Raw genomic sequence first — 24,962 nt, 5'->3', positions numbered from 1 at the left:
CAGAGCTTCAAAACAGACGCCATAGAGCTAACGTGCCCGATGCCAGCAATGCCACACTGCCCAGCCAACACCAAGCGCGGATGCCGCTAGAAAAGAAATACACGCCAGCCAATACCCCCAAGGCAATCGGCGCAAACATCCACATCGCCAACTGCCCACGGACAGCCAACGGCATGTCTGGATGGAGGTAAGAAAACCAGCCGCTGCCAGCCAATCCCAGCACCACGCCCCACACGATGCCCGCCAATGTTTTGGACAGCCAGTCCCGCTGAATGGGGAGATCTTTCTGCTTGTGCGTCATGTCATCACTTACGGCCAAGGTGGGCCAATGCACCCACATACGGCAGTGCAACAAAGACCCACATCAAGGTGGTACACAGCACAAAAAAGGCCGTTAACCCGTGCATGGCTTGCAGCAAACTACTCCAACCTAACAACAGCAAAAAAACACCCACACTGTGGGCTGGAAGCCTAGGCCATGACACCGCACACCAACTCTGGTGGGGAGATGCCAGATAAATGCCAACGCAACCGGATGCAATGGCCAGCAAGCCTATGACAATAAAAAAGGTCATGGTGTGGCTGCTACCGAGTGGGACGGAGCTTGCTCCATGAAAAACTGCATGCCACGCGTCATGGCGGGCAACCATGCGGGGCCGTGGTTTTCGCCAGCCAATTCGTAATAGACCGTGTTGGCATCACTCCAGCCCGGCAACTCGCGCAATTGGTGCGCCAAATGGCGCGCTGGCATCACCATAGGCCGTTGGGCCCACAAGGCCCGCACCTCTGGTGGATAGTTTCCTTTGGGTGGATCGTCCTCCAAGGTACCCACACTGATCTGCACCCGTGGCCTTGCGGCGCTGCGCACCAGATTCGGCCACCCAGCCAAAACCCGTTTGTCTTGCCACCAAATAGATGGGCTAGACAACAAATAGGTGCTGAAACTGGTGGGGCGGGTCAACAACGCGTGCAATGCCAACAATCCCCCAAAAGAATGACCAAACAATGCCTGCCGCTGGCTGTCGATGGGGTAGCGGGCGGCCACCATAGGTTTGACTTCTCGGTCGATGAAATCCAGAAAATGGTCAGCTCCCCCTTCGGTGGCTGGGGGGTGTGGGCTCTGGGCACCGGGGGTGTAGTCTCGTTGGCGTGCAGCCACATCAAAATCACGATCGCCAGGGTAGCCAATGCCCACCACCAAAGGGGGCTGGTGGCCAGTCACATCACGGCGGCTAGCCACACTGCGTGCCAAAAAGGCTGCCACCGGAAAGGCGGCATTGCCATCCAACACATAGAGCACCGGATAGCCTTGCTTGGGTGCTGGCGCATCTGGCACCGACATCAAAATACGGTAGGGGTATCCGGTAGTGCGCGCCCGAATGTCCAGCTGCTGTGCCGCAGTCAATGCCACCGTGGCCCAACCACTGTCCACGGCTTGCGCATGGGCAGGCAAAGACATCAGGATGCCCCACACCAGGCTGCTGCACAGCAGCCCTAAATTGTGCAATCGGCGCATCGGCGTCAGAAATCAACCGTGGCAGACACCGACACCGTGCGAGGTGCCCCCAAAGTAGCCATAGCGTAACTGTCGCTAAAGCTGCCAGACCAATAGCGCCGATCCAACAGGTTGTTGACGTTCAGACGCAGCACCGTTTTGCGTCCCTGCCAATCCATAGCGTAGCGCACCCCGGCATCCAATGTGGCCCAGCCAGGAATGCGCTGTTGGTTGGCCGCATCCAAATATTGGCCACTGGTGGCCGTCATGCGGCCACTGAGGGTCAGGCCTGGCACCGCAGATGCATCCCACTCTAGCCCCAGATTGGCCTGCCAGCGTGGTACGCCAATAGCGGTGTTGCCATCGTAGCGACCATAGGCCGTTTTTGTCTGCACACCTTGGTTATAGGATGCTCCCCCCAACAAACGCACATTGCGCACCAACGCACCCCAGGTGTTCCACTCTAGGCCACGCACCTGTTTTTCTCCATCATCGGTATAGGTGGGATGGTCACTGCTACCCAGGGCCACCATCGTGGGCTTGGTGATTTGAAACAAACCCAAGGTGTGGGCAAAACGGCCCGCATCCCATTTAACCCCAATTTCTTTTTGCTGGGTTTGGTAGGGTTCAAAGACAAAGTTTCTATTGGTGGCCTGTGCATCGCTGACGGTATCGCCCTTGCTTAAACCCTCGGTGTAGTTGGCGTACAGGGCGACCGTTGGCCCCCAAGGCTTGACCACCAGAGCCAAGGCTGGTGACACCGTACTTTTGTCGTATTGCGCCGTCACAGCCCCCGTGCTGGCATGGTAATTGTTAGTTTGGATGCGCTGGTGGCGCAGACCCCATGTCATGCGGATGCGGTCTTCCATGAACGAGAGCGTATCGATCAGCGCCAAACTCGACAGCGAGGTGTCACTGGTCTTGGGCGCTACACCGGGCGGCGCTGGCATGACCAGATTTTTTTCTGGCTGATAGATATTGGAAGTGGCCGTGGCCGAAACCGTGGCCGAGCCGCTTTTCTGCTCCAGACGGGTGGCGTGCAGGGTCAACTCATGGTCTACCGATGCAGTGCTAAAGCGCGCACGCAGGCCAGCTTCTAATGCCACGTTGTCTGTGAATGAGCGCGTGCCGTTGGTGGCCGCAGTGAAGTTGCCATTGGCTGCAATGTTGCGGGCATGGGTGCCGTTGATAAATCCGGTCTGCTCAAACCCCATCACCCCCACCCCAGCAAAAGCCGATAGGTGCCGGTTGAACGCATACTCTGCCCGGCCCATCACTGCTTTGCTTTCCAACGCACCACTGGCCCCAGGAAAGACCGTCTTGTGCGGATCTACCGCAGCAGGTATGGGGGTGGTGCTCTGAAACCAATACATAGCGGGTATGCCACCTGCAAAGGATTCATGGCTGTAATAGGCATCCAATGAGGCCGTCAATGCCTGACCACGGTAATCCCAAGCCCCAGACAGGAACTCGCGCTTTTTAGACTGACCATCGAGCTCCGTGTCTCCATCGCCCAAAGCGCCATTGATCCGGACACCCCATTCCTTGTTTTCGCCAAAGCGGCGCCCCAAGTCCAGCCCAGTCGTCCACTGCCCTGCCGATTGGTAGCCCAACGCAACCTGCGACAACGGATCATCGCCTGCCCGCTTGGGCACCAGATTGATCACTCCACCCACCCCACCCCCCGGAGGCATACCACTGAACAAGGCAGAGGGGCCCTTGAGCACTTCGACCCGTTCTATCGATTCCAGTGGTGCATGGCCCATAGGGGCCAAGCCAAACATGCCGTGGATAGCCAATTCTGACGAACTGACATCAAAGCCCCGAATACGATAGTTTTCGTAGGCATGCCCACTGGACGTGGTAAAGCGTACAGAAGCATCATTGACCATCACGTCCGCCAAATTGCGGGCCTGTTGATTGACAATCAACTCAGAGGTATAGCTGCTGATGCTGAAGGGCGTATCCCACACGCTCTGATTACCCAAAGCCCCCAGGCGCGCCCCTTGGGCCACTTGACCACCGGCATACGGTGCAGGGGTATCGGATGGGCGCTCAGCACTGGCTGAAACACGAACGGCAGGCAAGGTCAAGGCGTCTGCGGCTGCGCTGTGGGGGGCAGATTGAGACCAGCTCCATGAAGGAGCACTGAGGATGCTGACCGCAAGGGCAACAGGGGTCATTCGCAGCATGGTGTATTCCTATTCAGAGATGCACTGGCTGGCAAACGCTGGCTGTTGTGCTTGAGTTATGGGGTTGGCACGGGGGCATCTTGGGCACTCAGCGTGCCCCAAACTAAATTGTAATCAATAATCATTATCAATAAAAGATACCACAACCCAGCATGCAAGGCGCTGCACGCGGTCATCACCGCCAAATTAGCAAATGACAATTTGAACACAAACACCAATAGTATTAAACTAATTACAAATAAGAACTATTCTCAAATAGAATTGGGCTGCAATCACTGAATGACCTTCTTCCTACATACAGGAGCGATGCGATGGACTCACACCCCGCAGATCAAGAGTACGAGCTGTCTGGCGCAGAGGCCGTATTGGCTGCCACTTTGGCACTGATGACTGGCCACGCACAGAGTGCCTGTGCCAGCCAACAAACATGGATGGCACACAAGATTCGTACCCATCTGGATTTGCTGTGTCGGCATCCAGGACTGTCGCTGGAGTTGCGCCGCATGATCCATAGCCTGTACCACCATTGGCAAGTGCTGGCTGGGCCGAGCCATTCCTGCCCATCCAGCATCACGTGGTCACACACGCCATACCGTTACCCGATGGCTTCATGGATTCAATAAACCACATGGCTGATCCACTGCATTCCTCGGTTCATCCCCCGGTTGAAGATGTGGCCCTGATCGGCCCAGCAGGGCGCTTACAGCCACGGGTGGGCCCGTGGGCTAGCACCACCTACGGCAAGGTGGTGGCCCAAGAAACCGACATACTCCGATTGCGTGTTCAGTTGCTGCTGGCACGAACGGCTTCTTTATGGGGCGCATTGCCAAGTCTGACACGCAATACCTGAACCCTTGTTGGTTGGGATTGCCCCTGTCACTTGGCTGGTGCAGAAGGCAGGCCATTGGGCACCTGGGCCACTTGTTGCCAGTGGCTATCAAACCAAGTGTCGCCCTCTAGGTAGGCGCGCAGCATAGGCAGGCTGTCCAGCCCCCAAAAAATCTTGCCATCCACTTCAAAGGCCGGCACGCCAAACACCCCTCGATCGGCAGCCGCTTCGGTATTGGCCCAAAGCAAGTTCTTGGGATCATCACCGCCGGGTTGGTGCTGCTCGACCAAGGCCGGGCTGAGGGCTTCGAGTCGGGCGGGGTCTAAAGCATCGTGACCGCCTTGCCACACATGGCGCAACAACGTGCCCGCCGTAAAGCGGTTAATGCTGCCATCCATGCTGCAAGCCAGTGCCAAGCGCAACAATGGCAGGGGCGGGAAAGGATGGCGGGCGGGCATCTGCACTGGGATGCCCAAGCTGTGGCCCAACCAAGTGACGTGGCGATAAGTCCAATCGCGCTTGGACGGAATGCCCGCCGGGCCAGGATTGCCCTGTGCTTGCAAGAGTGCCCCCAGCAAGATGGGGCGGTACTCGACACTGTAGCTCAGCCCCTCCAGCACCTGTGGCAATTTTTCAAAGGCCAGCCAAGCATAGGGCGAGACGAAATCCAAGTAAAAAGTAATGTGCTTCATGGTTGCGCTGGCTGTGTAGTGGCAGTAGGGGGAAAGGCAAAGCCCGCACGCTGTGCCAGCCGGCTCCAGATACCTAGGCGTTCGGCGCTGTCGGCCCCAGCCCAAGCGCGGATTTCTGGGATCGTGCGGAAACAGCCTTCGCAATGGCTCTGATCAGCACTCATGCGGCACACGGCAATGCAGGGCGAGGGCACGCCCTCGTCACTGTCGGGAGCAAAATAACCCGCCTCGGCTAGCAATTGGGCACGGGCGGCAATAGGTGGGGAAGAGGTGGCTTCCATATTCTTTCTGGAAAAATGGCTGCCATCATCCCACTATTTGGTAGCTTTTTGCGCTCTATCCCGCTCGGCGATTCAGCAGCGCCACCGCCACGCGCGAATGCGACTTGCGCCCCAAAAATTCGCTGATATAGCTGCCAGCGTCAATCAGCTTGTCCAAGTCAATACCTGTGTCGATGCCCATGCCGTGCAGCATATAAACCACATCTTCGGTCGCCACGTTGCCCGTAGCCCCCTTGGCGTAAGGGCAGCCACCCAAACCAGCCACCGAGGATTGGAAGTTCCACACCCCCATTTCGAGCGCCGCCAGCGTATTGGACAGGGCTTGGCCGTAGGTGTCGTGGAAATGGCCCGAGATGTTGTCGATGCTGTAGTGGCGCAGGGTGGCCTCGATGGCCGCTTGCACCTTGCGCGGTGTCCCAGCACCAATGGTGTCGGCCACATCGACCCGTTGCACGCCGATTTGCTTGAGCAAGCCCGCCAGATAGCCCACGCGCTCGGGGGCAATCTCGCCCTCGTAGGGGCAACCCACGGTGCAACTCATGGCAGCGCGCACACCAATGCCCGCCGCCAAAGCGGCTTGCACGACCGGCGCAAAGCGTTCGATGCTTTCAGCAATGCTGCAATTGATGTTTTTCTGGCTAAAGGCTTCGCTGGCCGCGCCAAACACGACGATTTCGTTCGACTGCGAGGCCAGCGCCGCCTCGTAACCCTGCATATTGGGCGTGAGGACGGAATAACGCACCCCCGGTTGGCGCTGGATGCCCGCCATGACCTGCGCGTTGTCGGCCATTTGCGGCACCCATTTGGGGCTGACAAAGCTGGTGACTTCAATCTCTTGCAGGCCCGCGTCTTGCAGACGTTGCACCAAGCCGATTTTGACGTCGGCGGGCACGGGGGTTTTTTCGTTTTGCAGGCCATCGCGTGGCCCGACATCGATCAGCCGCACGCGGCTGGGGAGTTGGTTCAGGCTCATGCGGCGGCCTCGGCAACTTGCAGTTGCAACAGTTCTGCGCCTTCGCTCACTTGGTCGCCGGGTGCATAGAGCAGTTCTAGCACCACGCCATCGGCGGGGGCGGCAATGGTGTGTTCCATTTTCATGGCTTCCATCACGGCCAGAGGTTGGCCCTTGCTCACCTTGTCACCTGCTTGCACAGCAAACGAGACCACCTTGCCCGGCATCGGGGCCGTGAGGCGGCCACCTTCAGCCTGGGTTTCGCCCGCGTGCGCCAGCAGGTCGATTTCGACAATCTGTGTGGCCCCGCGTGCGGCAAACACTTGCAGGGTTTCGCCTTGGGCATACACGTTGACCAAGGCACGTTCTTCGGCAAATTGCAATTCAATCTGGCCGTTGCCCAGAGCTTGGAAGCTCAAAGCACCGCTGGCGGCACTGGCGCTGCTGCCTTGGCCGGGTTGCACCGCCAATTGCAGCGCCCCCCCCAAATAGGTGAGTTGGGCGCTGGCTGGTGCGCCGCCAAACTCAAAAGCAAAGCTGCGCTGGGTGCGGCCATGCGAGCGCCAACCATCGCGGCGGCTAAACGGGTCTACGCCTTCCAAGGTTTGCTCGGCCAGCAGGGTTTGGGCCACGGCAGCGGCAGCGGCGAGCGGCAGGCCGACGGTTTCTTGACCAAACAGCACCGCGGCTTCGCGCGGGATCAAAGCCGTATCGAGTTGCGCTTGGGCAAAGGACGGGCTGCGGGCCACTAAGCGCAAAAACTGCACGTTGTTCGCCAGCCCAACGATATGGGTTTGGGCCAAGGCTTCATCCAGACGGGCCAAGGCTTGCTCGCGTGTGTCGCCATGCACGATGAGTTTGGCAATCATCGGGTCATAGAACGGGCTGATGGTGTCGCCTTCGCGCACGCCATCGTCAAAGCGCACCTCGCCCCGGCTAAAGCTGGTGCAAGCTGGCTTGCGGTACACGGCCAGCGTGCCGGTGGCGGGCAAGAATTGGTTTTCGGGGTTTTCGGCGCAAATACGCGCCTCAATGGCATGGCCGGTGATTTGCAATTGCTCTTGGCGCAGTGGCAGCGGCTCGCCGGCGGCCACGCGCAATTGCCATTCCACCAAATCTTGGCCGGTGATAGCTTCGGTCACGGGGTGCTCTACCTGCAAGCGGGTGTTCATCTCCATGAAGAAGAAGGCCATGCTGCCATCGGGGCGTTGCTCGACGATGAACTCGACCGTGCCAGCACCGACATAGTTCACTGCACGGGCTGCCGACACCGCAGCCAGCCCCATTTGGGCACGCATTTCGGCGCTCATGCCGGGGGCCGGGGCTTCTTCCAGCACCTTTTGGTGGCGGCGCTGCACCGAGCAATCGCGCTCAAACAGATAGACGTAGTTGCCCTGCGTGTCGCCAAACACTTGGATTTCAATGTGGCGGGGGCGCTGCACGTATTTTTCAATCAGCACGGCATCATCGCCAAAGCTGTTGATGGCTTCGCGCTGGCACGAGGCCAGGGCTGCGGCAAAGTCTTCGCTTTTCTCCACCACGCGCATCCCTTTGCCACCACCACCGGCACTGGCTTTGATCAGCGCCGGGTAGCCAATGCGGTCGGCTTCGGCTTGCAGCAGGACTGGGTCTTGGTTAGCACCGTGGTAGCCGGGCACCAAAGGCACGCCCGCTTTTTCCATCAGTTGCTTGGATTCGGCCTTCAGGCCCATCGCTTGGATGGCCGAGGCGGGCGGGCCAATGAAGACCAAACCGGCATTAGCGCAGGCTTGGGCAAATTCTTCGTTCTCGCTCAAGAAGCCGTAACCGGGGTGGATGGCCTGTGCGCCCGTGGCTTTGGCCGCTTCGATGATGCGTTCCCAGCGCAGGTAGCTTTCTTTGGGGGCGCTGCCACCAATATGCACGGCTTCGTCGCAAGCGGCGACATGCTTGGCATGGGCATCGGCATCGGAATACACGGCCACGGTTTTCACGCCCAAACGGTGGGCAGTGGCAGCCACGCGGCAGGCGATTTCACCGCGGTTGGCAATCAGGATTTTTTTAAACATGGTAGTTCTTTCCAATGTTCTTTGAAGGGGTCAGGCCAACCAGCGGGGTTTGCGTTTTTGCAAGAAGGATTGCACGCCCTCTTTGCCTTCGCTGCTGGCGCGGATGTCGGCAATGCTTTCTACGGTGGCGGCAATCAGTTCAGTGTTGATGTCACGCTCGGCCACGTCTTGCAGCAGTTTTTTGCAGGCCCGCACGGCATTGGGGCTGGCTACGGTGATGGCCTTGGCCAATTCATCCACTTTGGCATCCAGTGCTTCTGCGGCTACCACAGCATGGACAAAACCGATACGCAGCGCCTCGGCCGCATCAAAACGCTCGGCGGTCAGGAAGTAGCGGTGCGCCGCGCGTGGCCCCATAGAGCGAATCACATAGGGGCTGATAGTGGCTGGAATCAGGCCGAGCTTGACTTCGCTCAGGCAAAAACCGGCACTGTCTACGCTCACCGCCATATCGCAGGCGGCTACCAAGCCCATGCCACCGGCATAGACATCGCCCTGCACGCGCGCAATGGTCGGTTTGGGGCATTCGTAAATCACACGCAGCATCTCGGCCAGCTTGCCTGCGTCTTGCAGGTTCTCGCCGCGTGTGTAGTCGGCCATACGGCGCATCCAATTGAGGTTGGCCCCGGCACAAAAGGCCGGGCCTTGCGCGGCCAACACCACCACGCGTACCTCGTCGCGGCTACCCACCTCGGCAAAGGCGGCGGTGATGTCGGCAATCACCTCATCGCTGAAGGCGTTGCGCACTTCGGGCTGGGTCAGGGTGATGGTGGCACGGGGGCCGTCGTAGGTGATAGAGAGGGCGCTCATATTCAATCCCCTCTATCACATACGGAAGATGCCAAACTTGGTGTCTTCTATCGGCGCGTTGCGCGTGGCCGATAGGCCCAGCGCCAGCACGCGGCGGGTGTCGGCGGGGTCAATCACGCCATCGTCCCACAGGCGGGCGCTGGCATAGTAGGGGTGGCCTTGGTCTTCGTATTGGCGGCGAATCGGGGCTTTGAAGGCTTCTTCTTCTTCCATGCTCCACGTGCCGCCCTTGGCTTCGATGCCATCGCGCTTAACGGTCGCCAGCACGCCTGCGGCCTGTTCGCCCCCCATGACGGAAATACGCGCATTGGGCCACATCCACAAAAAGCGTGGGCTGTAAGCGCGGCCACACATGCCGTAGTTGCCCGCACCAAAGCTGCCACCGATGATGATGGTGAACTTGGGCACGCTGGCCGTGGCTACCGCCGTCACCATCTTGGCACCATTGCGCGCGATGCCCTCGTTTTCGTACTTGCGCCCCACCATAAAGCCGGTGATGTTTTGCAAGAACACTAGCGGAATTTTGCGCTGACAGCACAGCTCGATAAAGTGCGCCCCCTTGAGGGCCGACTCAGAAAACAAGATGCCATTGTTGGCAATGATGCCCACTTGCATACCTTCAATGCGGGCAAAGCCCGTGACCAAGGTAGTGCCGTAGCGGGCTTTGAACTCGTCAAACTCGCTGCCATCGACAATGCGGGCGATGATTTCGCGCACATCAAACGGCTTGCGCGTATCGGCAGGAATCACGCCATACAACTCTTCAGCCTGAAACAAAGGCGGCACCGGGGCGGTATCGGCTGGGTTGGGGGTTTTGCTACGGTTGAGGTTGCGTACCGCATTGCGGGCCAAGGCCAGTGCGTGCATATCGTTTTGTGCCAGATGGTCGGCCACCCCCGATAGGCGGGTATGCACATCGCCACCGCCCAAGTCTTCGGCACTGACCACTTCGCCCGTGGCTGCTTTCACCAACGGTGGGCCACCCAAAAAGATGGTGCCTTGGTTTTTCACGATGATGGATTCATCGCTCATGGCGGGCACATAAGCACCACCGGCGGTACAACTGCCCATGACCACGGCAATCTGCGCGATGCCATCGGCACTCATGGTGGCTTGGTTGTAGAAGATGCGGCCAAAGTGGTCGCGGTCGGGGAACACCTCGTCTTGGTTGGGCAAATTAGCACCACCCGAATCGACCAGATAAATACAGGGCAGGCGGTTTTGTGCGGCCACTTCTTGCGCCCGCAGGTGCTTTTTCACGGTGATGGGGTAGTAGGTGCCGCCCTTCACGGTGGCATCGTTGCAGACAATCATGCAATCAATGCCGCTGACGCGCCCAATACCGGCAATCACGCCAGCGCCAGGGGCATCGTTGTTGTACATGTTCAGCGCGGCCAACGGAGCCAGCTCTAAGAAGGGTGTGCCGGGGTCGAGCAGCATTTGCACGCGCTCACGCGGCAGCAGCTTGCCACGGGCGGTGTGTTTGGCGCGGGCCGCTTCGCCGCCACCGGCAAAAATTTTGGTGATTTGCGCGTTCAGGTCGGCCACCAGCGCACGCATGGCGTTGGCATTGGTCTGGAAGTCGGCCGAGCGGGCGTTGAGTTGACTCTGCAAAACGGGCATGGAGGTCTTTCCGGGGGCAAAAAGGGAACGATGTAGCGGTCAAGAATACGTCTTCTGGCGGTGTAGCGGGTGCCAGCAGGGTTGCAAATTGCGCCATACTGGGCCACACTGGTATCCGTGAATACCCTGATCTGTACTGCTTCTGCTGTGGCCTCGCCACTGTCTTTATCCAGCGGGCCGGCTGCTACGCCCATAGCCTTTGTCCAGGCCATTGTGCATGCCCTGGAACGCGCCCAAATCGACCCAACGCCCTTGTTGCAACAGGCACAAATTGCGCCAGCCCAACTGGAAAACCCTCAGTCCCGCATTACCGCTTGGCAGTTTGAACGCCTCTCAGATTTGGCTATGCGCACGCTCGATGATGAAGCCTTGGGCTGGTTTGAGCGCCGCCTGCCTTGGGGCAGCTATGGCATGTTGGTGCGTGCCTCCATCAGTTCGCCCACCTTGGGGGTAGCCTTGCGGCGTTGGTGTCGCCACCATAACTTACTGACCGAGGCCATCGCGCTCCAGCTAGAGACCCGTGATGGCATGGCAACATTGTCCTTAACCGAACGGCAGCACTTGGGCCTGCTGCGCGAGTTCTGTTTAGTTTCGGTGCTGCGCAATGCCCACGGCGTGGCCTGTTGGTTGATTGATTCGCGCATTCCGTTGCAGGGAGCGCAGTTTCCGTTTGCCGCTCCACCACACCAAGATGTTTACCCGCTGCTGTTTCCGGGGCCAGTGCAATGGGGCAGCAACCCGGCTTTACTGCGCTTTGATGCCCGTTACCTGAACTTGCCTTTAGCCCGCGACGAAGCCGCCTTGCGCCAAATGCTGCAACGCGCCCTACCACTGACGGTGCTGCAATACCGCCGCGACCGGCTGTTGGTGCAACGGGTGCGCCAAGTGCTAGCGGCAGACCCCGGTGCCAGCCACAGCGCCGAGGCACTGGCGTTGCGCTTGCACCTGTCACCGCGCACCTTGCACCGCCAACTCAAGGAAGAGGGTGCCTCCTTGCAGGCGTTGAAAGACGAGGTGCGCCGCGAGCGGGCCATCAGCCTGTTGCACCGCACCGAGCGCCCCATCAAGCAAGTAGCGCACGATACCGGCTTTACCAACGATAAGAGTTTTATCCGGGCTTTTCGGGGCTGGACGGGGCAATCCCCCGCCGAGTTTCGGCGCAATGCGCGCCAAGGGGCATAAAGGGAATCAGGCGTGGGCTGCGCTCATCGCCTCGTCCAAATGGCTTTCGAGCACATCCAAAATCTGCCCCTCTATACGACCTTCGGTTTGCAGGGTACGCATAAAGACCATCGCTTCTGGCCCCGTCAGTCCAGCCCGATAAGGGCGGTCTTGCACCATCGCTTGGAAAATATCGGCCACACGCAAAATACGGGCTTCTAAGGGCAGCACCTGGGCATCGACGTGGAACGGGTAGCCACTGCCCCCAGGCTCTTCGTGGTGATAAGCCGCCCACAACGCCACCTCTTCAAAGCCCAGAATGCTGCGCAAAATCTGGAAGGTCTCAAAGCTGTGGGTGTGAATAACTTGGCGTTCGTAGGCATCTAAAGCGCCTGGCTTTTCTAGGATTTCGTCAGGCACCCGCAGTTTTCCCAAATCATGCAACAGACCAGCCACTTCGATCTTGTCACATTGCTCTGCACTCACCCCCATGCACTGCGCCAACAAGCGCGATAGCCGGGCCACACCGTGGGAATGGCGCGCAGTAAAGGGACTTTTGGCATCCACAATACGGGCAAACAAATCTGCCACCTGGCGAATCTCGGGGCCATGCGCTGGAATGGGCTGGGCATGGGCCAATTGCTGTTGCAAGCATTGGTCTACTGCTCTGGGTTCAAGCCGCAACCAAAAAGCCTCTGTGTGCGAAATCTCCATAAAGGCCCGCACCAACTCCGGCGCAAAATGGCTGTCTACCCGCCGGGCAATTTCAGCACGAATGCCATCGGCATGGAACAACACCGCATGGCTGGCATAGTAAGGAGCCGCCAGAGTATCTACCCGATCCGTCAGGTACACCAGGTTGGCTTGCAGTGCAATCTCTGGTGCCAGCGCCAAGGTCTGCAACTTGGCCCACAGCGTGTGGTGGTAGCGGATGGGCAAGGCCATCTTGGCCAGTGGCACAAAATCTACCAACAGATCATGCCCCAAAATAGCATGTTCTTGGGAGCCTACCCAGTCAAACTCGGCCACCAAATGCTGGTGTGTACGGGTAGAGGAGACGCCAATATCGTGCAACATGCCCAACTCGAACATAAAGTCGCATACTGCAGGCTCCCAGCCCAGCACTTCAGCACAGGCCGAAGCCATAACACCCACCCGCTTACCGTGGGCAACGTCATCGACACCCACCAAGTCCAGCGCATCAGACAGGGCGTAGATGATATGGTGTAACTCAGCTTCCAAGGGCAGACTCGCTCAAGGCTCAATCACCCAACAGGGCAGGCAAATCAGCCAGTTTGGTCAGCACATCTACAGCACCAGCAGCCCGCAAGGCCACGGCACTGCTATGACCCTGTGTAGAGGGGGGGCTGTAACCAATCACGGTGGCACCTGCCGCCACGCCTGCCGTGACCCCAGTCACGGTGTCTTCAACCACCAGACAGCGTGAGGCTGGCACCTGTAGCGCAGCAGCGGCGGCCAGATAGACGTCAGGAGCCGGTTTGGTGGCAGTCATTTCGTGGCCGCTGAAGATACGCCCCTCAAAATACTGCGTCAACCCCACCTGGGCCAATTGCATCTCTACCTTGAAGCGGTCGGCCCCCGAGGCACAGGCAATGCGCCCTTGCAGCAAGGCGTGTACCGCCTGCACAGCAGCCACAGCCCCAGCCATCGGCTTGAGCTGTGCCTTGAGCTTGACGTTACGGCGCTCATAAAAAGCCGCCATCCATTCATCGGTGAGCGGGCGACCCGTGTGGGCCTGGATGCGCGCAGCCTCGCTGCGCACTGTCTTGCCCAGAAAGATGCGCATGCACTCCTGCGGACTCAGCACCCAGCCAGCTTCATTGAGCATCTGGCATAGCACGCTGTTGGTGATAGGTTCGCTGTCTACCAGCACCCCATCGCAATCAAACAAAACGGCCTCAAATGTCATGGCACCCAATTCAAGATTCAAAGACAGGATTCAGTACTGATCGCCATCCACGTAATACCAACGCCCCGCTTCACGCACAAAACGGCTGCGCTCATGCAAACGCACGGCCCGCCCAGCCACGCGATAGCGGGCCACAAACTCCACCTCGGCATGATTGGCATCCACACCGTGGTGCCCACGCACCTCCAACCCCAACCAACGGGCCTGTGGTTCCAACTCCAGGGTGCTTGGGCGTTGGCTGCTGTGCCAAGTGGCGAGCAAGTAATCCACGCGCCCCAGCACAAAAGCACTGTAGCGCGAACGCATCAACGCTTCGGCGTCTGGAGCGGGTACGGTATCTGCGTACTCAATGTAACGGCCACAGCAGTCGGCATAAGCCAGTGGCCGCTTTCCTGCGGACTGTCGTCCGCAAGGGCATGGCCGCACCACCGTAGCACCCAGACGTTCACGGGTCACAACAACGAGCCAGGCTGCTCACCACGCTCATAGACAACGTGGGCGCGGCCCACAATCAGTGGGTCGAGCTTGCCAATGGTGTCTAGGTCTTTGTTGGCGTAAGGCAACTTGTGCAATACGTAGCGCATCGCGTTGAGGCGAGCGCGCTTTTTGCAATCGCTCTTGACCACTGTCCAAGGCGAATCGGCGGTATCTGTGCCAAAGAACATCGCCTCTTTGGCGCGGGTGTAATCATCCCATTTGTCCAGACTGGCCAAGTCGATAGGGCTGAGCTTCCATTGTTTGAGTGGATGCACTTCGCGCTCCTTGAAGCGGCGGCGCTGCTCAGCTTGGCTGACAGAAAACCAAAATTTGACCAGATGGATGCCACTGCGCACCAAGGTGCGCTCAAACTCGGGCACTTGGCGCATAAATTCTTGGTACTCTGCCTCTGAGCAAAAGCCCATGACATGCTCGACGCCAGCACGGTTGTACCAGCTGCGGTCAAACAGCACGATCTCTCCGGCAGTAGGCAGGTGCTGAATGTATCGCTGAAAATACCACTGGCCGCGCTCAACCTCGCTGGGCTTTTCTAGGGCCACCACATGGGCACCACGCGGGTTCAGGTGCTCCATAAACCGCTTGATGGCACCGCCCTTGCCCGCAGCATCACGGCCTTCAAACAAAATGACCACCCGCTGGCCGGTTTCTTTCACCCAAGCCTGCAATTTCAGCAGCTCTACCTGCAATTGGTATTTTTGCGCCTCGTAGGTAGAACGGCGCATCAGGTTTTTGTAAGGGTAACCACCCTCACGCCAGTCAGAGGCTAATTGCTCATCGGGGTGCCCCTTGACAATACCCGTGGCGCTGGTGCCCAGCAACATCTGGCGCAGTACGGCCAAATCGTCTGCCGAGGCTCCCTCCAGCGTGGCACGCAAGGCGGCTGCACGCTGTTTGCTGGGCAGCTCATCGTTGTGCAGCAGGCCAGAAAGAACGGCCATTTGTTTATCCTGCGCCGCCAACGTAGCCTCTTGTGGCACATGGTGCGCTACGGCAACAGCATTCAGAACGGGCGCAGTGTCGCCACTGCTGGCCCGACGAGAACGGGTGCTGGCAGCCACTTTGGCAACAGGTTTGCGGGAAGGGGCATCCACGCCAGCAGCGGCGGGATGATCGGCAGAAGGCTGGGGGGTGGTTTTTTGGCTCATGGCTGCATTTTGGCACCAGAAAATGGCCAATCGTTATACCGTGATGCCAACCACATCACGGTGAGGTCATTCCTTGCCGAGGCCGCCAATGAAAAGCGGCGTAACGTGCCGATGTCCGCTGCACATGGGTGAGTTGTGGCCCCAGCCGTTCACGCTCGCGCAAGGCCATATCACCACTCCAACCACCATCACTGGCCAAGCAGTACCAAAAATAGGCTTCCGCCTCGTCTTTGCTCACCCCCTGACCACGTTCATACATCTGGCCCAATCGCAACTGGGCATCACGAAAGCCACTTTCTGCCGCTTGGCGAGTCCAATAAGCAGCCCAGCGTTCACTGCGAGCTACACCCTCGCCTTTGGCGTGCAACTGCGCCAGTGCCAATTGCGAGCGTGGCTCCCCAGCATCTGCCGCCCGTTGAAACCATAACGCGGCCAACGACACATCACGCACCACACCATCACCCACGTAATAACGTTGGGCCAATTGGTATTGCGCCAAGATGTGGCCCATTTCTGCATAGGCCCGCAACGTGGAAAGTGCCGATGGCCCCTCGGCAGCAACAGAGGCGGCCAAAGTTTCGGCTGGTATAGGCTCTGTGACCGGGGCCAAGGGCTGCGCATGGGCGATGCCTCCAGCCATGAAGGCCAGCAGCAGCCAGCAGGCGTGGAATTTTTGGTGCATTGCGCGTCTCCCGTCATTCAATGGTGGCAAACTGCCGCAAGGTTGGAGGGCAGTCTGATGTACCCATGCAACCTTAACGCAAGTCAATGTTGTGAATGGCTGGGTATTGCGGGCAATGGCCGGGCTTTTTAGCCGATTGCTTTGTCCATCGGCTGAAAAAATAAAAAACCCGCTTTGCAATGCAAAGCGGGTTTTTTTGATAGGTGGATTTGAATTTCCCAATGGGAAACTACCTAAAAGTGCGATTTGTTCCCCCATTTGTTCCCCCATTTGTTCCCCCGTTTCATTTTATTCCCCCTGTTTGGATTTGAATATCACCAGCACCACATGGGCTAAAGTTTCAGCCGATCTATGCGGCTGGTGGCTCTACAAAAGTTTTGTAAGGGTGGGCCGTAGCCTAAGGGTGATGGCTCAAAACTGAGCCACCTTGGGCACTGCCAGCGCCAGCGCCTACCCAATGTTGTTGGGCTGGTTGCAGCCAGCATACCGGCTAATTTCCGGCTACCCCCTTGGGCACACAGCACGTTTACAGGCCACGGTTTACAGCCCCAAAACGTGTAAACCAGTTTGTAAACCAAGCCAATCCCAAAAGAAAAGCCCGCACGGTGGCGGGCCTCCCCGGTACATGACCGACGCGCTCCAATCTTACCGCCTTGGGCTGTTGCGTTTAGGCAAGACCACCGCTTGGCGGCCAGAGTTAACGCACCTTGGTTAATGCCCCAAATCGCGTTAACCACGGCGTTAACCTGAGCGGTGCAAGTGCTTAATCCGAAGTGAAACAACTCATGCCACACAGTTCTGAAGACCTCAAGATCATTGGCAAAGTTCTTGGCAAAAAGGTAGATTTGCCCGTTGCGCGTCCCGCCGGTTGGCACAATCCCCGGTGGCGTGAAAAGACCAGCATCGGTAGGATTCCTGAACACCTGCGCCCTGGCTTCCGCACCTATCCTCAGATCATCAAGGATGCGGTCAGCAATTTCCTGAGTGCGCTGTATAGAAACACCTTGGGCAGGCTTCGCTGCAACAGTTGAGAAGACCATGTTGCCTGCGTCACCTACCGACTATGGGGCGAGTGGTTGGATATGCAGCCAGCACCAAAAGCAAAACCCGGCACGAGGCCGGGCTGCCGCAGCTTCATGGGCATCAATTGGGACGGGAGCGAACCCACGTCTGCCGTCTCTGGACAACGGCCCGCATTCGCAACTGCAGCTAGTGCCTCTCCTGAAGTAGCGTCCAGTCAGGGCAGTTCCAACGCTTGCGGCCAATTTCTAACTGTAGCCGCAAACCAAGCCATGTGCTACTGAACTGCGGTTGCGGCTGGGCTGTCGCATTTTGTTGCGTCGTTTCGCACTAACCGGCACCACGCTAACCCGGAAAGTACGCACCCAGAAATAGCAGATTGCGTGCGTACCAAGCTGCGTACCGTTGTTTTGCGTACCCACTTCGGGTAGCCCTTGTAGTTGGCACCCACTCCCAGAAATAGCGGTTTCGCTGAGCACCACACTTTGCGCACCGGCTCCAAAATGCGTGTTTCCTTGGAAACCTGCTTGGAAACCACTACCTTGGAAACATTGCTTTTCTTGTTTACGGCCTTGTTTCCCCCGCCTTTGTTCACCATCCACAAATGCGCCTTTGGTTGGGAACTGGCTTGGTAACCTGCACTTTGGTAACCACGGGTTTTGCTGTCAACCAGCCTGCAAAGTGCTTCTGAGCCGTAACCATCGCTGTAACCTTGCTCGCCCGTAACCATCCATGTGCGGATTAACAGGGCGCATCAGGGGCTTGCGTGGGCGGCCTGCCCTTGGGAGCCACCGATGCCAGCAAGTCGGCCATGCGCTTGATTAACTCATCGTTGCGGTGAACGCTTGCCGCCAGTGCGGACACCTTTGCTGAGTTGTTGCTCTCGGCGGCCAGCATGGCGGTTTCGCTGGCGATGCCCCCGACCACTCGGACTAGAGTCCGGTACTCCAGTGGCCCAAGGGACAGCAGTTCGTCGCCCACCTCCAGCTTGGCGCTGCCGTCATGCAGCATGGTCAGACTGACGGCGCGGGGCGGGGCGTGTTGCACTACGGGCGCGTACATGCCACGACCAACAGTGAAGACCTCTCCACGCTCGCGGAATGCCTTCAGGATTTCATTCGTGGTCTCTGCGGTGAAACCAGTTTCGGCCTGTAGCTCCAGTGGTGAAATTGGGCGCTGACGCTGGTGGTAGAGAAAGGCCAACGCATCCAGTAGCTGGGCGCGCTTGCTGGCGGCACGGTCGAATCTGATGGGGGTGGCTGTGCTGGTCATGGGCACGATGTTCTGACGTACAGCCCCCGGTGTCGAACCCCAATGCTGGTAGCTCTTGCAGCGCCAGCAGGCCGGGGGTGGGTGATCAACGTGGGTTGCGCAGCAGTTCTTGGTAACGCTGTTCGGCTTGGGTCTCTGCCTCTTTGCGGCCCGGACTGCCTTGTGCCTTGCCGCCGTACCAGTTGGTGTTAGCACTCTTGGCCGCCTGCCAGTCGTCGTAGGACTTCTGCAACTCCTGTCGGTAGGTCAACCCACTGGGCATGGGCGCAGGTGCGACTTGGGCTTGTGCCTTGGGGGCTACGGGCGCTGCGGCGGGTTGGCTGGCGGTAAGGGCCGGTGCGGCGACTGGGGCCGCCATAGCTGGGCGGGATGCTGGCGTCGGTGTAGGCAGTGCAGCTACTGGAGCGGGGGCCGTGGCCTTGGGGGCTGCAGTCGGCGTGCTGGTGTTGGCCGGTGCAGGTGCCTTGCGCCCTGATGCTGCTTCCTCCTTGGTTTGGGTGGTGTACTGCTTGCCATGCCACTCAAAAGCGGACAGACCGGATCGGCGTGCTTGTGCAAACGCATGACCGAAACTCTTGGGCTGAGTGGCGGTTTCTCCACGCTCGGTACCACCAGTCTCGAAGCTGCGGCCATTCCATGTAAACGCGGCCTTGCCGTCTGCCTTGGCCTTGGCTTGGGCGTCCACGAAAGACAGTTCGCCAGTCTGAGCCAGCGGCTCTAGTGCCTTGGCTGCGGTGCTGCTTGGTACCGATACCGGGGTGGTGCCGGCTGGTTCAGGTGGCAGTGGGTCTATGGCCTTGGTTTCGATCTGGCTGGTCTGGGCGGATGACGAGGTGCTGTTGCCGGTTTCGTCTTCAAGGTCAGCCCAACCCCGGCTGTACTTTTCATCTTGGGCCGCCTTGAGGCGATCAACTTCGGCGCTTTGGCCGTCTGCGGGTGGCGGTGGGAAGTCCTTTTCCCATTCCTTGGCGTAGGTTTCGGCCTCGGTGGCCAAGTCGGTGTAGGTGGTAGCCATGGTGTTTCCTTTCAGTGGTGGGGTAAGTGGCCTGTCAGCGGGCCGGGGGGGTTGAAAGCTGTGCCAGAACTTGGGCGCGAAAATGCCCATACCAGGCAGCAGGAAGGGAGGAAAGCAAGAGGCACTATTAATGTGCAAGCGAATCACGCAAACCCGCATGGTTATTGGGCTGGCGGGCCATTTCAAAAAGAATTCTGTTCTTCAAAAAGTGGGCGTCTGGGTCAACCCGAATCCGGTCTTCTTCCAACTCCAGCCGGTAGCCCGTGGCCTGAAAAACCGCCTCGGTAATGACGCCCACATTCAGCTTGGATGTGGATGCAAAGCCATCGTGTTGGAGTAGAACAATCTTGTTGGGATAGAGGTCGATGGCGGTTTGTAGGGCCTTGGCCTCAACACCCTGCACCAAATGGGCCATCTGCTCCACAGCACGGGCCTTGCCGTCGATAGCCTTGCCGAAAGCATTAGTCAGGCGTCCAGCGGCTGTGCGCGGCCATCCCTTCAAGATAGCCCGCCTTGCTGCCGCAACATCATCTGCAATGGCTTTGAACTGCGCCACCTTAAAAAGCCGGGCTGCTGCCTCTTGGCCGATAGCTTCAGGGATAGCGTTCTCATGCCATTCCGATAGCCGTGCTCCGTACATCACGGCCAGCAGGCACACTTTGGCTTGGTTGTCGCTGATACCAGCCTGTGCCGCAATCACCCGCCGGGTAGCCTTCTTGTCGGCCAAATAGCGGGCAATGGCTTTGCATTGGTAGCCGTGCTGCTGGGCCATTTGGGCGATGATGGCGAAGTGGCAATTGCTGAAGTCGTACTCCCACAAGCCAGCAAGGGCGGCCTGCTTGATGAGGCTGGGGGCGTTTTGCAAGTTGACGCCTTTGGCATATAGGCGGCCTGTTGTCGCTTGGACATAACGATGGGCGATATACCCATTGCCAGCAACATCGGTCTTGGCCAGCCGAATAATCTGGCCGGTGGCGTGGGCCAAACGCTCGACATCCTCTCTGGCTGGGAACTCCGTGGCTAGGTCGTGGGGCACGCGGCCATCGTCGTAGTCCGCTAAAACCTGTGCAAGCCAGCGCCGCAAACGCTCCAATGATGCAAGGTCAACTCTGACCACGTTCAACTCTTTAGCGTTTGTCCATGCCGTGGTGTTGACACCCAACATATCCTTGCCTGCCACCGCTGCCGGGATGGTTTTCATCACCGTGCCATCAGCCTTGAGTAGCCGCGTCACCTTGCGCCAGCGCCTTGCAAGGTAGGTGTCCCGGCTCTCCTTCACCCGGTCAGTGAACCAATAGCCTTTTGTCTCGCCGCTATCGCGGAACCATTGACCGGTGCTGATGAAAAACTCCAGTCGCTTGTTGATCTCTTTGAACCCGCCACGGCCAAAGGCATCCTCCAGTTCCCGGCAGTAAAAGCTCATGGCCCCCTCCAAGCTCTCATGTTGGCGGCGCTTGCTGGAGCCAGTCCATACCATGCTGGCTAGGGCCAATTGGTGGTGCATGGCCTCCTTCCTGAAGCCGGGGATGGTCTTTTGCAGGTGAGCCACCAAGTCCTCGGGCACTACTTCATCGCGTTTCACGGCCATGATTACCCCTTCCGTTGCAGGCGCACCCGCATGAGCAACTGCCGCACGGCCAACAGGCCCGCACGCTGGTGCAAGTCGTTGGCGTCTTCCCCCTCCACCGGACTCATGCACCACGGCAGTCCGGTAGCTTCTGCCGCCTTCTGGCCGGTGCCGCTCTGGTCGTGGTCGGCAAAGATGTACGCCTTCCCCCCCACGGCTTGGGCCACTTGGGTGAGGTTGTGGGCGCTGAACGTGACCAGCACCACAGCATGGATGCCGATACCACGCAGTGCCTCCAGTACGGTCAAGCCGGTGGCATAGCCCTCCACCAGTACCGTCTCAACGGCCTTGGGTGGCCCCATGCGCAACACAGCGCCAGCAGCCTTCATGCCATAGGGCTGCATCTTTTTCTCGTGGCGGCGCTCGTCCTCTAACCAGCGGATGACCTGCACGCCTTGCAGCGCGTTGGTTTGGTGGTGGCGCATGGGTACCAGCAAGGCACCGTCCTGGGCCACCAGCCCTTGGGCCAGTGGAAAGCCCTTGCTGTGCAGGTAGCTGTGTTCGCCGGGTGTTGCACTGCGTAGCATCTCGGCGGCCTGCTGGGCAGCGCGTTGGTAGCCCTGCTCCTGCTGGGCGCGCTGGGCTTGGCGCTTGGCCTTCCATGCGTCTTTCTCCGCCTGCGTCCACGGCTGGGCGTTCGGGTCGTTGTACCAATTGACCTTGGCTTCACCACTCCAATCAAACACCCAGCCGCGCTCTCCGTCCCAGAAGTAGGCACCGTTGCCGGAGCGGGGCTTCTCAGTCGTGCCGCAGCGGCGGATTTTCTGGCTGGGGTACAGCTTGGCCGGGTCAATCTCCACCCCGTGGGCACGAGCAAACTGCACGAAGCTCATGCTGCCCTCCGGTTGACGTTGCGAATCGTCAGGCTTTTGATCTTGCTGGCGACTGCGGCAGACAGCGGAACTTCGGGGGTGGTGCTGATGTGCCATGCCTTGGGCGGTAGCTGGCCCCCCATGATGTCGCGGTACAAAAAGCGGGCACGCCACTCCTGCTTGTCTGGGGCACTGTGGGTGCGGGCGTAGGTGCAGACTTGGCCCCAGAGGTGCGCGGGGTTATCAGCCAGCACCTTCTTGTTTTTTCCCTTGCCGATCGTGATTTCCACCATCTGGCCTGACCCAGCAACCTCTACTGCCGGGGCTGGTTTCTCATAGCCACAGGCCATGCAATGCTTACGGAACGGCTTGTGGCCACAATGGGGGCAGCCTTTGGCCTCATATTCGTCCTGCTGCTCCTCCTTGCGCACTGTCTTATCCAGCTTCTGGCCCATGTCCAAGGACTCAACGCCATTGAAATAGACCTGCTCGAAGTCTTCGGCGAAGCGCAAGATGTTTCCAGAGTGGTCAAGCAAGATGCAATCGGTCTTGCCGGTGGCAGGGCTGGAGCGCAAGCCCCTGTCAATCATCTGCATGAAGGTGGACAAGCTCTTGCGCAGTGGTCGGCAATCAACCACACAGCCCACGTCTGGCACGTCAAAACCTTTTGCCAAAGCCTCAACGGATATGAGCACGCGCAAGGTGGCGTCTGGCTTAGAGAACTCGCGTACCAGCACTTCACGCTCGGCGGCGGTGGTCTCTGAGGTGAAAACGGCAGCCATGACACCGGCATCGACAAACTGGCGGCACAGTTCCTTGCAGTGCACAATGCTGGCCCCGAACACGATGGTTTTGCGGTTCTCGCCATGCCCAAGCCACTCGGAAACCACGTCACCGATGATGGCCATACCCCGTTCTTCGGCGGCCTTATCGCTCCACTCCCCCGACTTGCTCACGGCAGCGCCAGCCATATCGGGTTTGGTGCAGGACAACACCCGCAGCGGTACCAGCACCCCGGATTCGGTCAGGTCGTGGGTGGTGGTGGCATTGATGAGCTGGCCGAACACCTGCCCCAGCCCCTTGGTGAAGGGCGTAGCCGATAGGCCAATCACCGCAGCCTTGGTGGTCTTGGCAAACTCTACCCAACTGCTGTGCATCGTGTGGGCCTCGTCCACAATCAACACATCTAGCTTGGGCCAGAAACCGCGCTTGGCTAAAGTCTGGACGCTGGCAATTTGGTAGGGCAACTCGCTGTCACGGCGTAGGTGGCCCGCCTGAATGATGCCGTGTTGGGTCAGCCCATAGGCATCAGCCCCAGCGCTGGTCTGGTTAATGAGGGTGTTGCGGTCACACAGGAACACCACGCGGCGGCCCTTGAGCAAGGCTTCATGGGCAATGCGGTGCCCTAGGTAGCTCTTCCCAGCCCCGGTGGGGGCCATGATGAGTTGGCAGCGGTGGCCTTCCCGAAAGCCCTGACGCAGTGCCTCATGGGCGCTTTGTTGGAAGGGGCGTGGCGGCGGAAAGCTGGTGTTGCTGTAGTCGGGGGCCGCGTCCTGAAACAGGCGGCTGGAGATAGGGGCGTTCATTGGGCACCACCTTTGCCACGCAGTGCGTCCAACTCTTTGCGCAGACGAAGGTTCTCGCGGTCGCGCTTCTTGGCAATCTGCTCGATGGCATGGGCCTTGTTCATCAGCTCGTCGCGGTAGCGTTCCAGCCGGGCCACCTGTGCCTTGAGCATCTTGGCTTCCTCGAACAACGTAGCCATCTGGTTGTCCGACTCGATCATCTTTTCCAGCAGCTCACGCTTGGCTTTTTCTGCTGCCTCGTGCGCCAGTGCTTCGGCGATTTCCTCCGGGCTGGGGCCGAAGTCTTCCTCGGTCATGCCTTCGGGCGGGGTGTAGTCGCCTTCCTCCAAGTTGGCCAACTCGTCGGGCTGGCTGCTCTTGGGCGGGGGCACCACCGACACGGTGTGCCGCAGGGGCTGGGCCTGCTGCTCGAGCGGTGCGGCCTGTGGTCCCTCTGGCTTCTTGCCGATATTGCTGGTGTTCATCACGGCGGTGGTGCCGTGTTTGGTGGTGTAGGTGCGCTCTTGATGCGTCACTGCGGAATTTCCGCAGTTAGCTTGGCGAACAGAAGCGACCGTCTTGCCGGATACCCCGCAGTGTTTGGCAATTTGCCGGTCACTCCACTGGCATGAAACCGGGTGTTGCAGCGCCCCAGTAACCGCCTTGCGCTTGTCCGCATTGGTGCGGCGTAGGCCGTGGCTTGCGTTCACGCCAAAGCTAAACAGTTGTGCGTCCTGCTGGGTGCCGCTGCGTACTTCGGCAACCATCTGTACCAATCCGGCCTTACGGGCACCAAAGTAGCGGTGAAAGCCATCCCCTAGCCAGCGATGCGCGCCGTCAAAGAACACGATCAGCGGCGGAAACTGCGCACCTTCGGCCATAGCTTCGGCGTACTCGGCCACCACGGCCTGATCCAGCTCAACCCGCGATTGGGTATTGCCGTCAATGCGGATGGATTCCAGCGCCAGCATGATGGCGTTGGGGCCAGATACCTGCTCTACGCTGCTTGCCTTGCGTCCAATGCTTTGCGCGTCAAGGTAATCCTGCGGGGTAACGTGGGCGGGCAGTTCTTGCACTTGGTAGGGCACGGCCAACTCGGTGCAGGCGCGGTAGATGTCCCAACCGTGCAACACCATGCCATTGGCAATCACAACCGGACTCATGGGGCCGAAATTCTCGATTGAGTCCTTCAGCTCCTGAAATTCCTCGGCGGTCATGGCCGGGAAAGCGGCGCTCAAAGGGTGCTGGGCGTAGGTTTTAGGCAATGCAGCGGCTTGACCCGACTGCTCGGGCTTCTGAAATTGGGTCATGTT

The 24,962-nt window shown here is 59.1% G+C and carries 25 protein-coding genes; 4 read left to right on the top strand and 21 right to left on the bottom strand.

What is annotated here, in order from left to right; all coding sequences use genetic code 11:
• Positions 1-7: 7 nt before the first annotated feature.
• The 4 genes from ACFO6X_RS10055 to ACFO6X_RS10040 are packed head-to-tail and all read right to left on the bottom strand — an operon-like array spanning position 8 to position 3,687.
• Positions 8-301: a hypothetical protein gene (locus ACFO6X_RS10055; RefSeq protein ID WP_382432589.1), complete on the bottom strand. Its 294-nt coding sequence runs from the start codon at positions 299-301 to the stop codon at positions 8-10.
• A gap of 4 nt (positions 302-305) precedes the next feature.
• The gene (locus ACFO6X_RS10050; protein ID WP_382432587.1) at positions 306-575 is read right to left on the bottom strand and encodes a hypothetical protein; all 270 of its coding nucleotides are present in this window, start codon (positions 573-575) and stop codon (positions 306-308) included.
• A complete protein-coding gene (locus ACFO6X_RS10045; protein ID WP_382432585.1) occupies positions 572-1,516 on the bottom strand; it encodes an alpha/beta hydrolase in 945 nt (314 codons plus the stop codon). The genes ACFO6X_RS10050 and ACFO6X_RS10045 overlap by 4 nt, the downstream gene beginning before the upstream one ends.
• A gap of 5 nt (positions 1,517-1,521) precedes the next feature.
• A complete protein-coding gene (locus ACFO6X_RS10040; protein WP_382432583.1) occupies positions 1,522-3,687 on the bottom strand; it encodes a TonB-dependent receptor in 2,166 nt (721 codons plus the stop codon).
• Between the two features lie 311 nt (positions 3,688-3,998).
• On the opposite strand from ACFO6X_RS10040, the gene ACFO6X_RS10035 reads away from it, so the two are divergent.
• A complete protein-coding gene (locus tag ACFO6X_RS10035) occupies positions 3,999-4,310 on the top strand; it encodes a hypothetical protein (protein ID WP_382432581.1) in 312 nt (103 codons plus the stop codon).
• A 5-nt stretch (positions 4,311-4,315) separates the two neighbouring features.
• On the top strand, positions 4,316-4,537 hold the full coding sequence (locus ACFO6X_RS10030; protein ID WP_382432579.1) for a hypothetical protein: 222 nt from the start codon (positions 4,316-4,318) through the stop codon (positions 4,535-4,537).
• Between the two features lie 26 nt (positions 4,538-4,563).
• Here the strand turns inward: ACFO6X_RS10030 and ACFO6X_RS10025 are convergent, their stop codons facing one another.
• From ACFO6X_RS10025 to ACFO6X_RS10000, 6 genes are read right to left on the bottom strand one after another with little or no spacing between them, the layout of a single operon-like run.
• Positions 4,564-5,208: a DsbA family protein gene (locus ACFO6X_RS10025; protein WP_382432577.1), complete on the bottom strand. Its 645-nt coding sequence runs from the start codon at positions 5,206-5,208 to the stop codon at positions 4,564-4,566.
• Positions 5,205-5,489, bottom strand: a complete 285-nt coding sequence (locus ACFO6X_RS10020) for a DUF1289 domain-containing protein (protein WP_382432575.1) — start codon at positions 5,487-5,489, stop codon at positions 5,205-5,207. The genes ACFO6X_RS10025 and ACFO6X_RS10020 overlap by 4 nt, the downstream gene beginning before the upstream one ends.
• A gap of 55 nt (positions 5,490-5,544) precedes the next feature.
• Positions 5,545-6,462, bottom strand: a complete 918-nt coding sequence (locus ACFO6X_RS10015; protein ID WP_382432573.1) for a hydroxymethylglutaryl-CoA lyase — start codon at positions 6,460-6,462, stop codon at positions 5,545-5,547.
• Positions 6,459-8,489 carry an acetyl/propionyl/methylcrotonyl-CoA carboxylase subunit alpha gene (locus ACFO6X_RS10010; protein ID WP_382432571.1) on the bottom strand — a complete coding sequence of 677 codons (2,031 nt, stop codon included), beginning with the start codon at positions 8,487-8,489 and terminating at the stop codon, positions 6,459-6,461. The genes ACFO6X_RS10015 and ACFO6X_RS10010 overlap by 4 nt, the downstream gene beginning before the upstream one ends.
• Before the next feature lie 30 nt (positions 8,490-8,519).
• Positions 8,520-9,299, bottom strand: coding sequence for an enoyl-CoA hydratase/isomerase family protein (locus tag ACFO6X_RS10005; RefSeq protein WP_382432569.1), 780 nt, complete (start codon positions 9,297-9,299; stop codon positions 8,520-8,522).
• Between the two features lie 15 nt (positions 9,300-9,314).
• Entirely contained in the window at positions 9,315-10,922 is a 1,608-nt protein-coding gene (locus tag ACFO6X_RS10000) for a carboxyl transferase domain-containing protein (RefSeq protein WP_382432567.1), read from the bottom strand.
• Positions 10,923-11,039: 117 nt separating this feature from the next.
• Here ACFO6X_RS10000 and ACFO6X_RS09995 point away from each other — a divergent pair, with 117 nt between their 5' ends.
• Positions 11,040-12,104, top strand: a complete 1,065-nt coding sequence (locus ACFO6X_RS09995) for an AraC family transcriptional regulator (RefSeq protein ID WP_382432565.1) — start codon at positions 11,040-11,042, stop codon at positions 12,102-12,104.
• 6 nt (positions 12,105-12,110) lie between these two features.
• Here the strand turns inward: ACFO6X_RS09995 and ACFO6X_RS09990 are convergent, their stop codons facing one another.
• From ACFO6X_RS09990 to ACFO6X_RS09970, 5 genes are read right to left on the bottom strand one after another with little or no spacing between them, the layout of a single operon-like run.
• Positions 12,111-13,325 (bottom strand): HD-GYP domain-containing protein, encoded by a 1,215-nt coding sequence (locus ACFO6X_RS09990; protein WP_382432563.1) that lies wholly within the window; start codon positions 13,323-13,325, stop codon positions 12,111-12,113.
• A 19-nt stretch (positions 13,326-13,344) separates the two neighbouring features.
• Positions 13,345-14,013 (bottom strand): HAD family hydrolase, encoded by a 669-nt coding sequence (locus tag ACFO6X_RS09985; protein ID WP_382432796.1) that lies wholly within the window; start codon positions 14,011-14,013, stop codon positions 13,345-13,347.
• 30 nt (positions 14,014-14,043) lie between these two features.
• Entirely contained in the window at positions 14,044-14,454 is a 411-nt protein-coding gene (locus tag ACFO6X_RS09980) for a YchJ family protein (protein ID WP_382432795.1), read from the bottom strand.
• An 11-nt stretch (positions 14,455-14,465) separates the two neighbouring features.
• The gene (ppk2, locus tag ACFO6X_RS09975) at positions 14,466-15,656 is read right to left on the bottom strand and encodes a polyphosphate kinase 2 (RefSeq protein WP_382432561.1); all 1,191 of its coding nucleotides are present in this window, start codon (positions 15,654-15,656) and stop codon (positions 14,466-14,468) included.
• A 55-nt stretch (positions 15,657-15,711) separates the two neighbouring features.
• Positions 15,712-16,338, bottom strand: a complete 627-nt coding sequence (locus tag ACFO6X_RS09970) for a tetratricopeptide repeat protein (RefSeq protein WP_382432559.1) — start codon at positions 16,336-16,338, stop codon at positions 15,712-15,714.
• 773 nt (positions 16,339-17,111) lie between these two features.
• Here ACFO6X_RS09970 and ACFO6X_RS09965 point away from each other — a divergent pair.
• Positions 17,112-17,369, top strand: coding sequence for a hypothetical protein (locus tag ACFO6X_RS09965; RefSeq protein ID WP_382432557.1), 258 nt, complete (start codon positions 17,112-17,114; stop codon positions 17,367-17,369).
• Positions 17,370-18,099: 730 nt separating this feature from the next.
• On the opposite strand, the gene ACFO6X_RS09960 is transcribed toward ACFO6X_RS09965, so the two are convergent.
• The 6 genes from ACFO6X_RS09960 to ACFO6X_RS09935 all read right to left on the bottom strand — a co-directional run bounded on the left by ACFO6X_RS09960 (position 18,100) and on the right by ACFO6X_RS09935 (position 24,959).
• Complete coding sequence (locus tag ACFO6X_RS09960) at positions 18,100-18,630, bottom strand: hypothetical protein (protein ID WP_382432555.1); 531 nt, start codon at positions 18,628-18,630, stop codon at positions 18,100-18,102.
• Positions 18,631-18,715: 85 nt separating this feature from the next.
• Complete coding sequence (locus tag ACFO6X_RS09955; protein WP_382432553.1) at positions 18,716-19,645, bottom strand: hypothetical protein; 930 nt, start codon at positions 19,643-19,645, stop codon at positions 18,716-18,718.
• A gap of 127 nt (positions 19,646-19,772) precedes the next feature.
• The gene (locus ACFO6X_RS09950) at positions 19,773-21,233 is read right to left on the bottom strand and encodes a hypothetical protein (protein ID WP_382432551.1); all 1,461 of its coding nucleotides are present in this window, start codon (positions 21,231-21,233) and stop codon (positions 19,773-19,775) included.
• A 2-nt stretch (positions 21,234-21,235) separates the two neighbouring features.
• Entirely contained in the window at positions 21,236-22,105 is an 870-nt protein-coding gene (locus tag ACFO6X_RS09945) for a hypothetical protein (RefSeq protein ID WP_382432549.1), read from the bottom strand.
• The gene (locus ACFO6X_RS09940) at positions 22,102-23,670 is read right to left on the bottom strand and encodes a DEAD/DEAH box helicase (protein WP_382432547.1); all 1,569 of its coding nucleotides are present in this window, start codon (positions 23,668-23,670) and stop codon (positions 22,102-22,104) included. The genes ACFO6X_RS09945 and ACFO6X_RS09940 overlap by 4 nt, the downstream gene beginning before the upstream one ends.
• Entirely contained in the window at positions 23,667-24,959 is a 1,293-nt protein-coding gene (locus ACFO6X_RS09935; RefSeq protein ID WP_382432545.1) for a ParB N-terminal domain-containing protein, read from the bottom strand. The genes ACFO6X_RS09940 and ACFO6X_RS09935 overlap by 4 nt, the downstream gene beginning before the upstream one ends.
• Positions 24,960-24,962 lie beyond the last annotated feature (3 nt).

The sequence above is a fragment of the Giesbergeria sinuosa genome (genome assembly GCF_042652905.1).
Classification (GTDB): Bacteria; Pseudomonadota; Gammaproteobacteria; order Burkholderiales; family Burkholderiaceae_C; genus Simplicispira; species Simplicispira sinuosa.
Note: the sequence above shows the minus strand (reverse complement) of the source record. Positions and strands in the feature narration are given on the sequence as shown.

Excerpts from the sequence above, each read along its gene's own strand:
- ACFO6X_RS10055 (WP_382432589.1), bottom strand. The coding sequence starts at position 301 with ATGACGCACAAGCAGAAAGATCTCCCCATTCAGCGGGACTGGCTGTCC.
- ACFO6X_RS10050 (WP_382432587.1), bottom strand. The coding sequence starts at position 575 with ATGACCTTTTTTATTGTCATAGGCTTGCTGGCCATTGCATCCGGTTGC.
- ACFO6X_RS10045 (WP_382432585.1), bottom strand. The coding sequence starts at position 1,516 with ATGCGCCGATTGCACAATTTAGGGCTGCTGTGCAGCAGCCTGGTGTGG.
- ACFO6X_RS10040 (WP_382432583.1), bottom strand. The coding sequence starts at position 3,687 with ATGCTGCGAATGACCCCTGTTGCCCTTGCGGTCAGCATCCTCAGTGCT.
- ACFO6X_RS10035 (WP_382432581.1), top strand. The coding sequence starts at position 3,999 with ATGGACTCACACCCCGCAGATCAAGAGTACGAGCTGTCTGGCGCAGAG.
- ACFO6X_RS10030 (WP_382432579.1), top strand. The coding sequence starts at position 4,316 with ATGGCTGATCCACTGCATTCCTCGGTTCATCCCCCGGTTGAAGATGTG.
- ACFO6X_RS10025 (WP_382432577.1), bottom strand. The coding sequence starts at position 5,208 with ATGAAGCACATTACTTTTTACTTGGATTTCGTCTCGCCCTATGCTTGG.
- ACFO6X_RS10020 (WP_382432575.1), bottom strand. The coding sequence starts at position 5,489 with ATGGAAGCCACCTCTTCCCCACCTATTGCCGCCCGTGCCCAATTGCTA.
- ACFO6X_RS10015 (WP_382432573.1), bottom strand. The coding sequence starts at position 6,462 with ATGAGCCTGAACCAACTCCCCAGCCGCGTGCGGCTGATCGATGTCGGG.
- ACFO6X_RS10010 (WP_382432571.1), bottom strand. The coding sequence starts at position 8,489 with ATGTTTAAAAAAATCCTGATTGCCAACCGCGGTGAAATCGCCTGCCGC.
- ACFO6X_RS10005 (WP_382432569.1), bottom strand. The coding sequence starts at position 9,299 with ATGAGCGCCCTCTCTATCACCTACGACGGCCCCCGTGCCACCATCACC.
- ACFO6X_RS10000 (WP_382432567.1), bottom strand. The coding sequence starts at position 10,922 with ATGCCCGTTTTGCAGAGTCAACTCAACGCCCGCTCGGCCGACTTCCAG.
- ACFO6X_RS09985 (WP_382432796.1), bottom strand. The coding sequence starts at position 14,013 with ATGACATTTGAGGCCGTTTTGTTTGATTGCGATGGGGTGCTGGTAGAC.
- ppk2 (WP_382432561.1), bottom strand. The coding sequence starts at position 15,656 with ATGAGCCAAAAAACCACCCCCCAGCCTTCTGCCGATCATCCCGCCGCT.
- ACFO6X_RS09970 (WP_382432559.1), bottom strand. The coding sequence starts at position 16,338 with ATGCACCAAAAATTCCACGCCTGCTGGCTGCTGCTGGCCTTCATGGCT.
- ACFO6X_RS09960 (WP_382432555.1), bottom strand. The coding sequence starts at position 18,630 with ATGACCAGCACAGCCACCCCCATCAGATTCGACCGTGCCGCCAGCAAG.
- ACFO6X_RS09955 (WP_382432553.1), bottom strand. The coding sequence starts at position 19,645 with ATGGCTACCACCTACACCGACTTGGCCACCGAGGCCGAAACCTACGCC.
- ACFO6X_RS09950 (WP_382432551.1), bottom strand. The coding sequence starts at position 21,233 with ATGGCCGTGAAACGCGATGAAGTAGTGCCCGAGGACTTGGTGGCTCAC.
- ACFO6X_RS09945 (WP_382432549.1), bottom strand. The coding sequence starts at position 22,105 with ATGAGCTTCGTGCAGTTTGCTCGTGCCCACGGGGTGGAGATTGACCCG.
- ACFO6X_RS09940 (WP_382432547.1), bottom strand. The coding sequence starts at position 23,670 with ATGAACGCCCCTATCTCCAGCCGCCTGTTTCAGGACGCGGCCCCCGAC.
- ACFO6X_RS09935 (WP_382432545.1), bottom strand. The coding sequence starts at position 24,959 with ATGACCCAATTTCAGAAGCCCGAGCAGTCGGGTCAAGCCGCTGCATTG.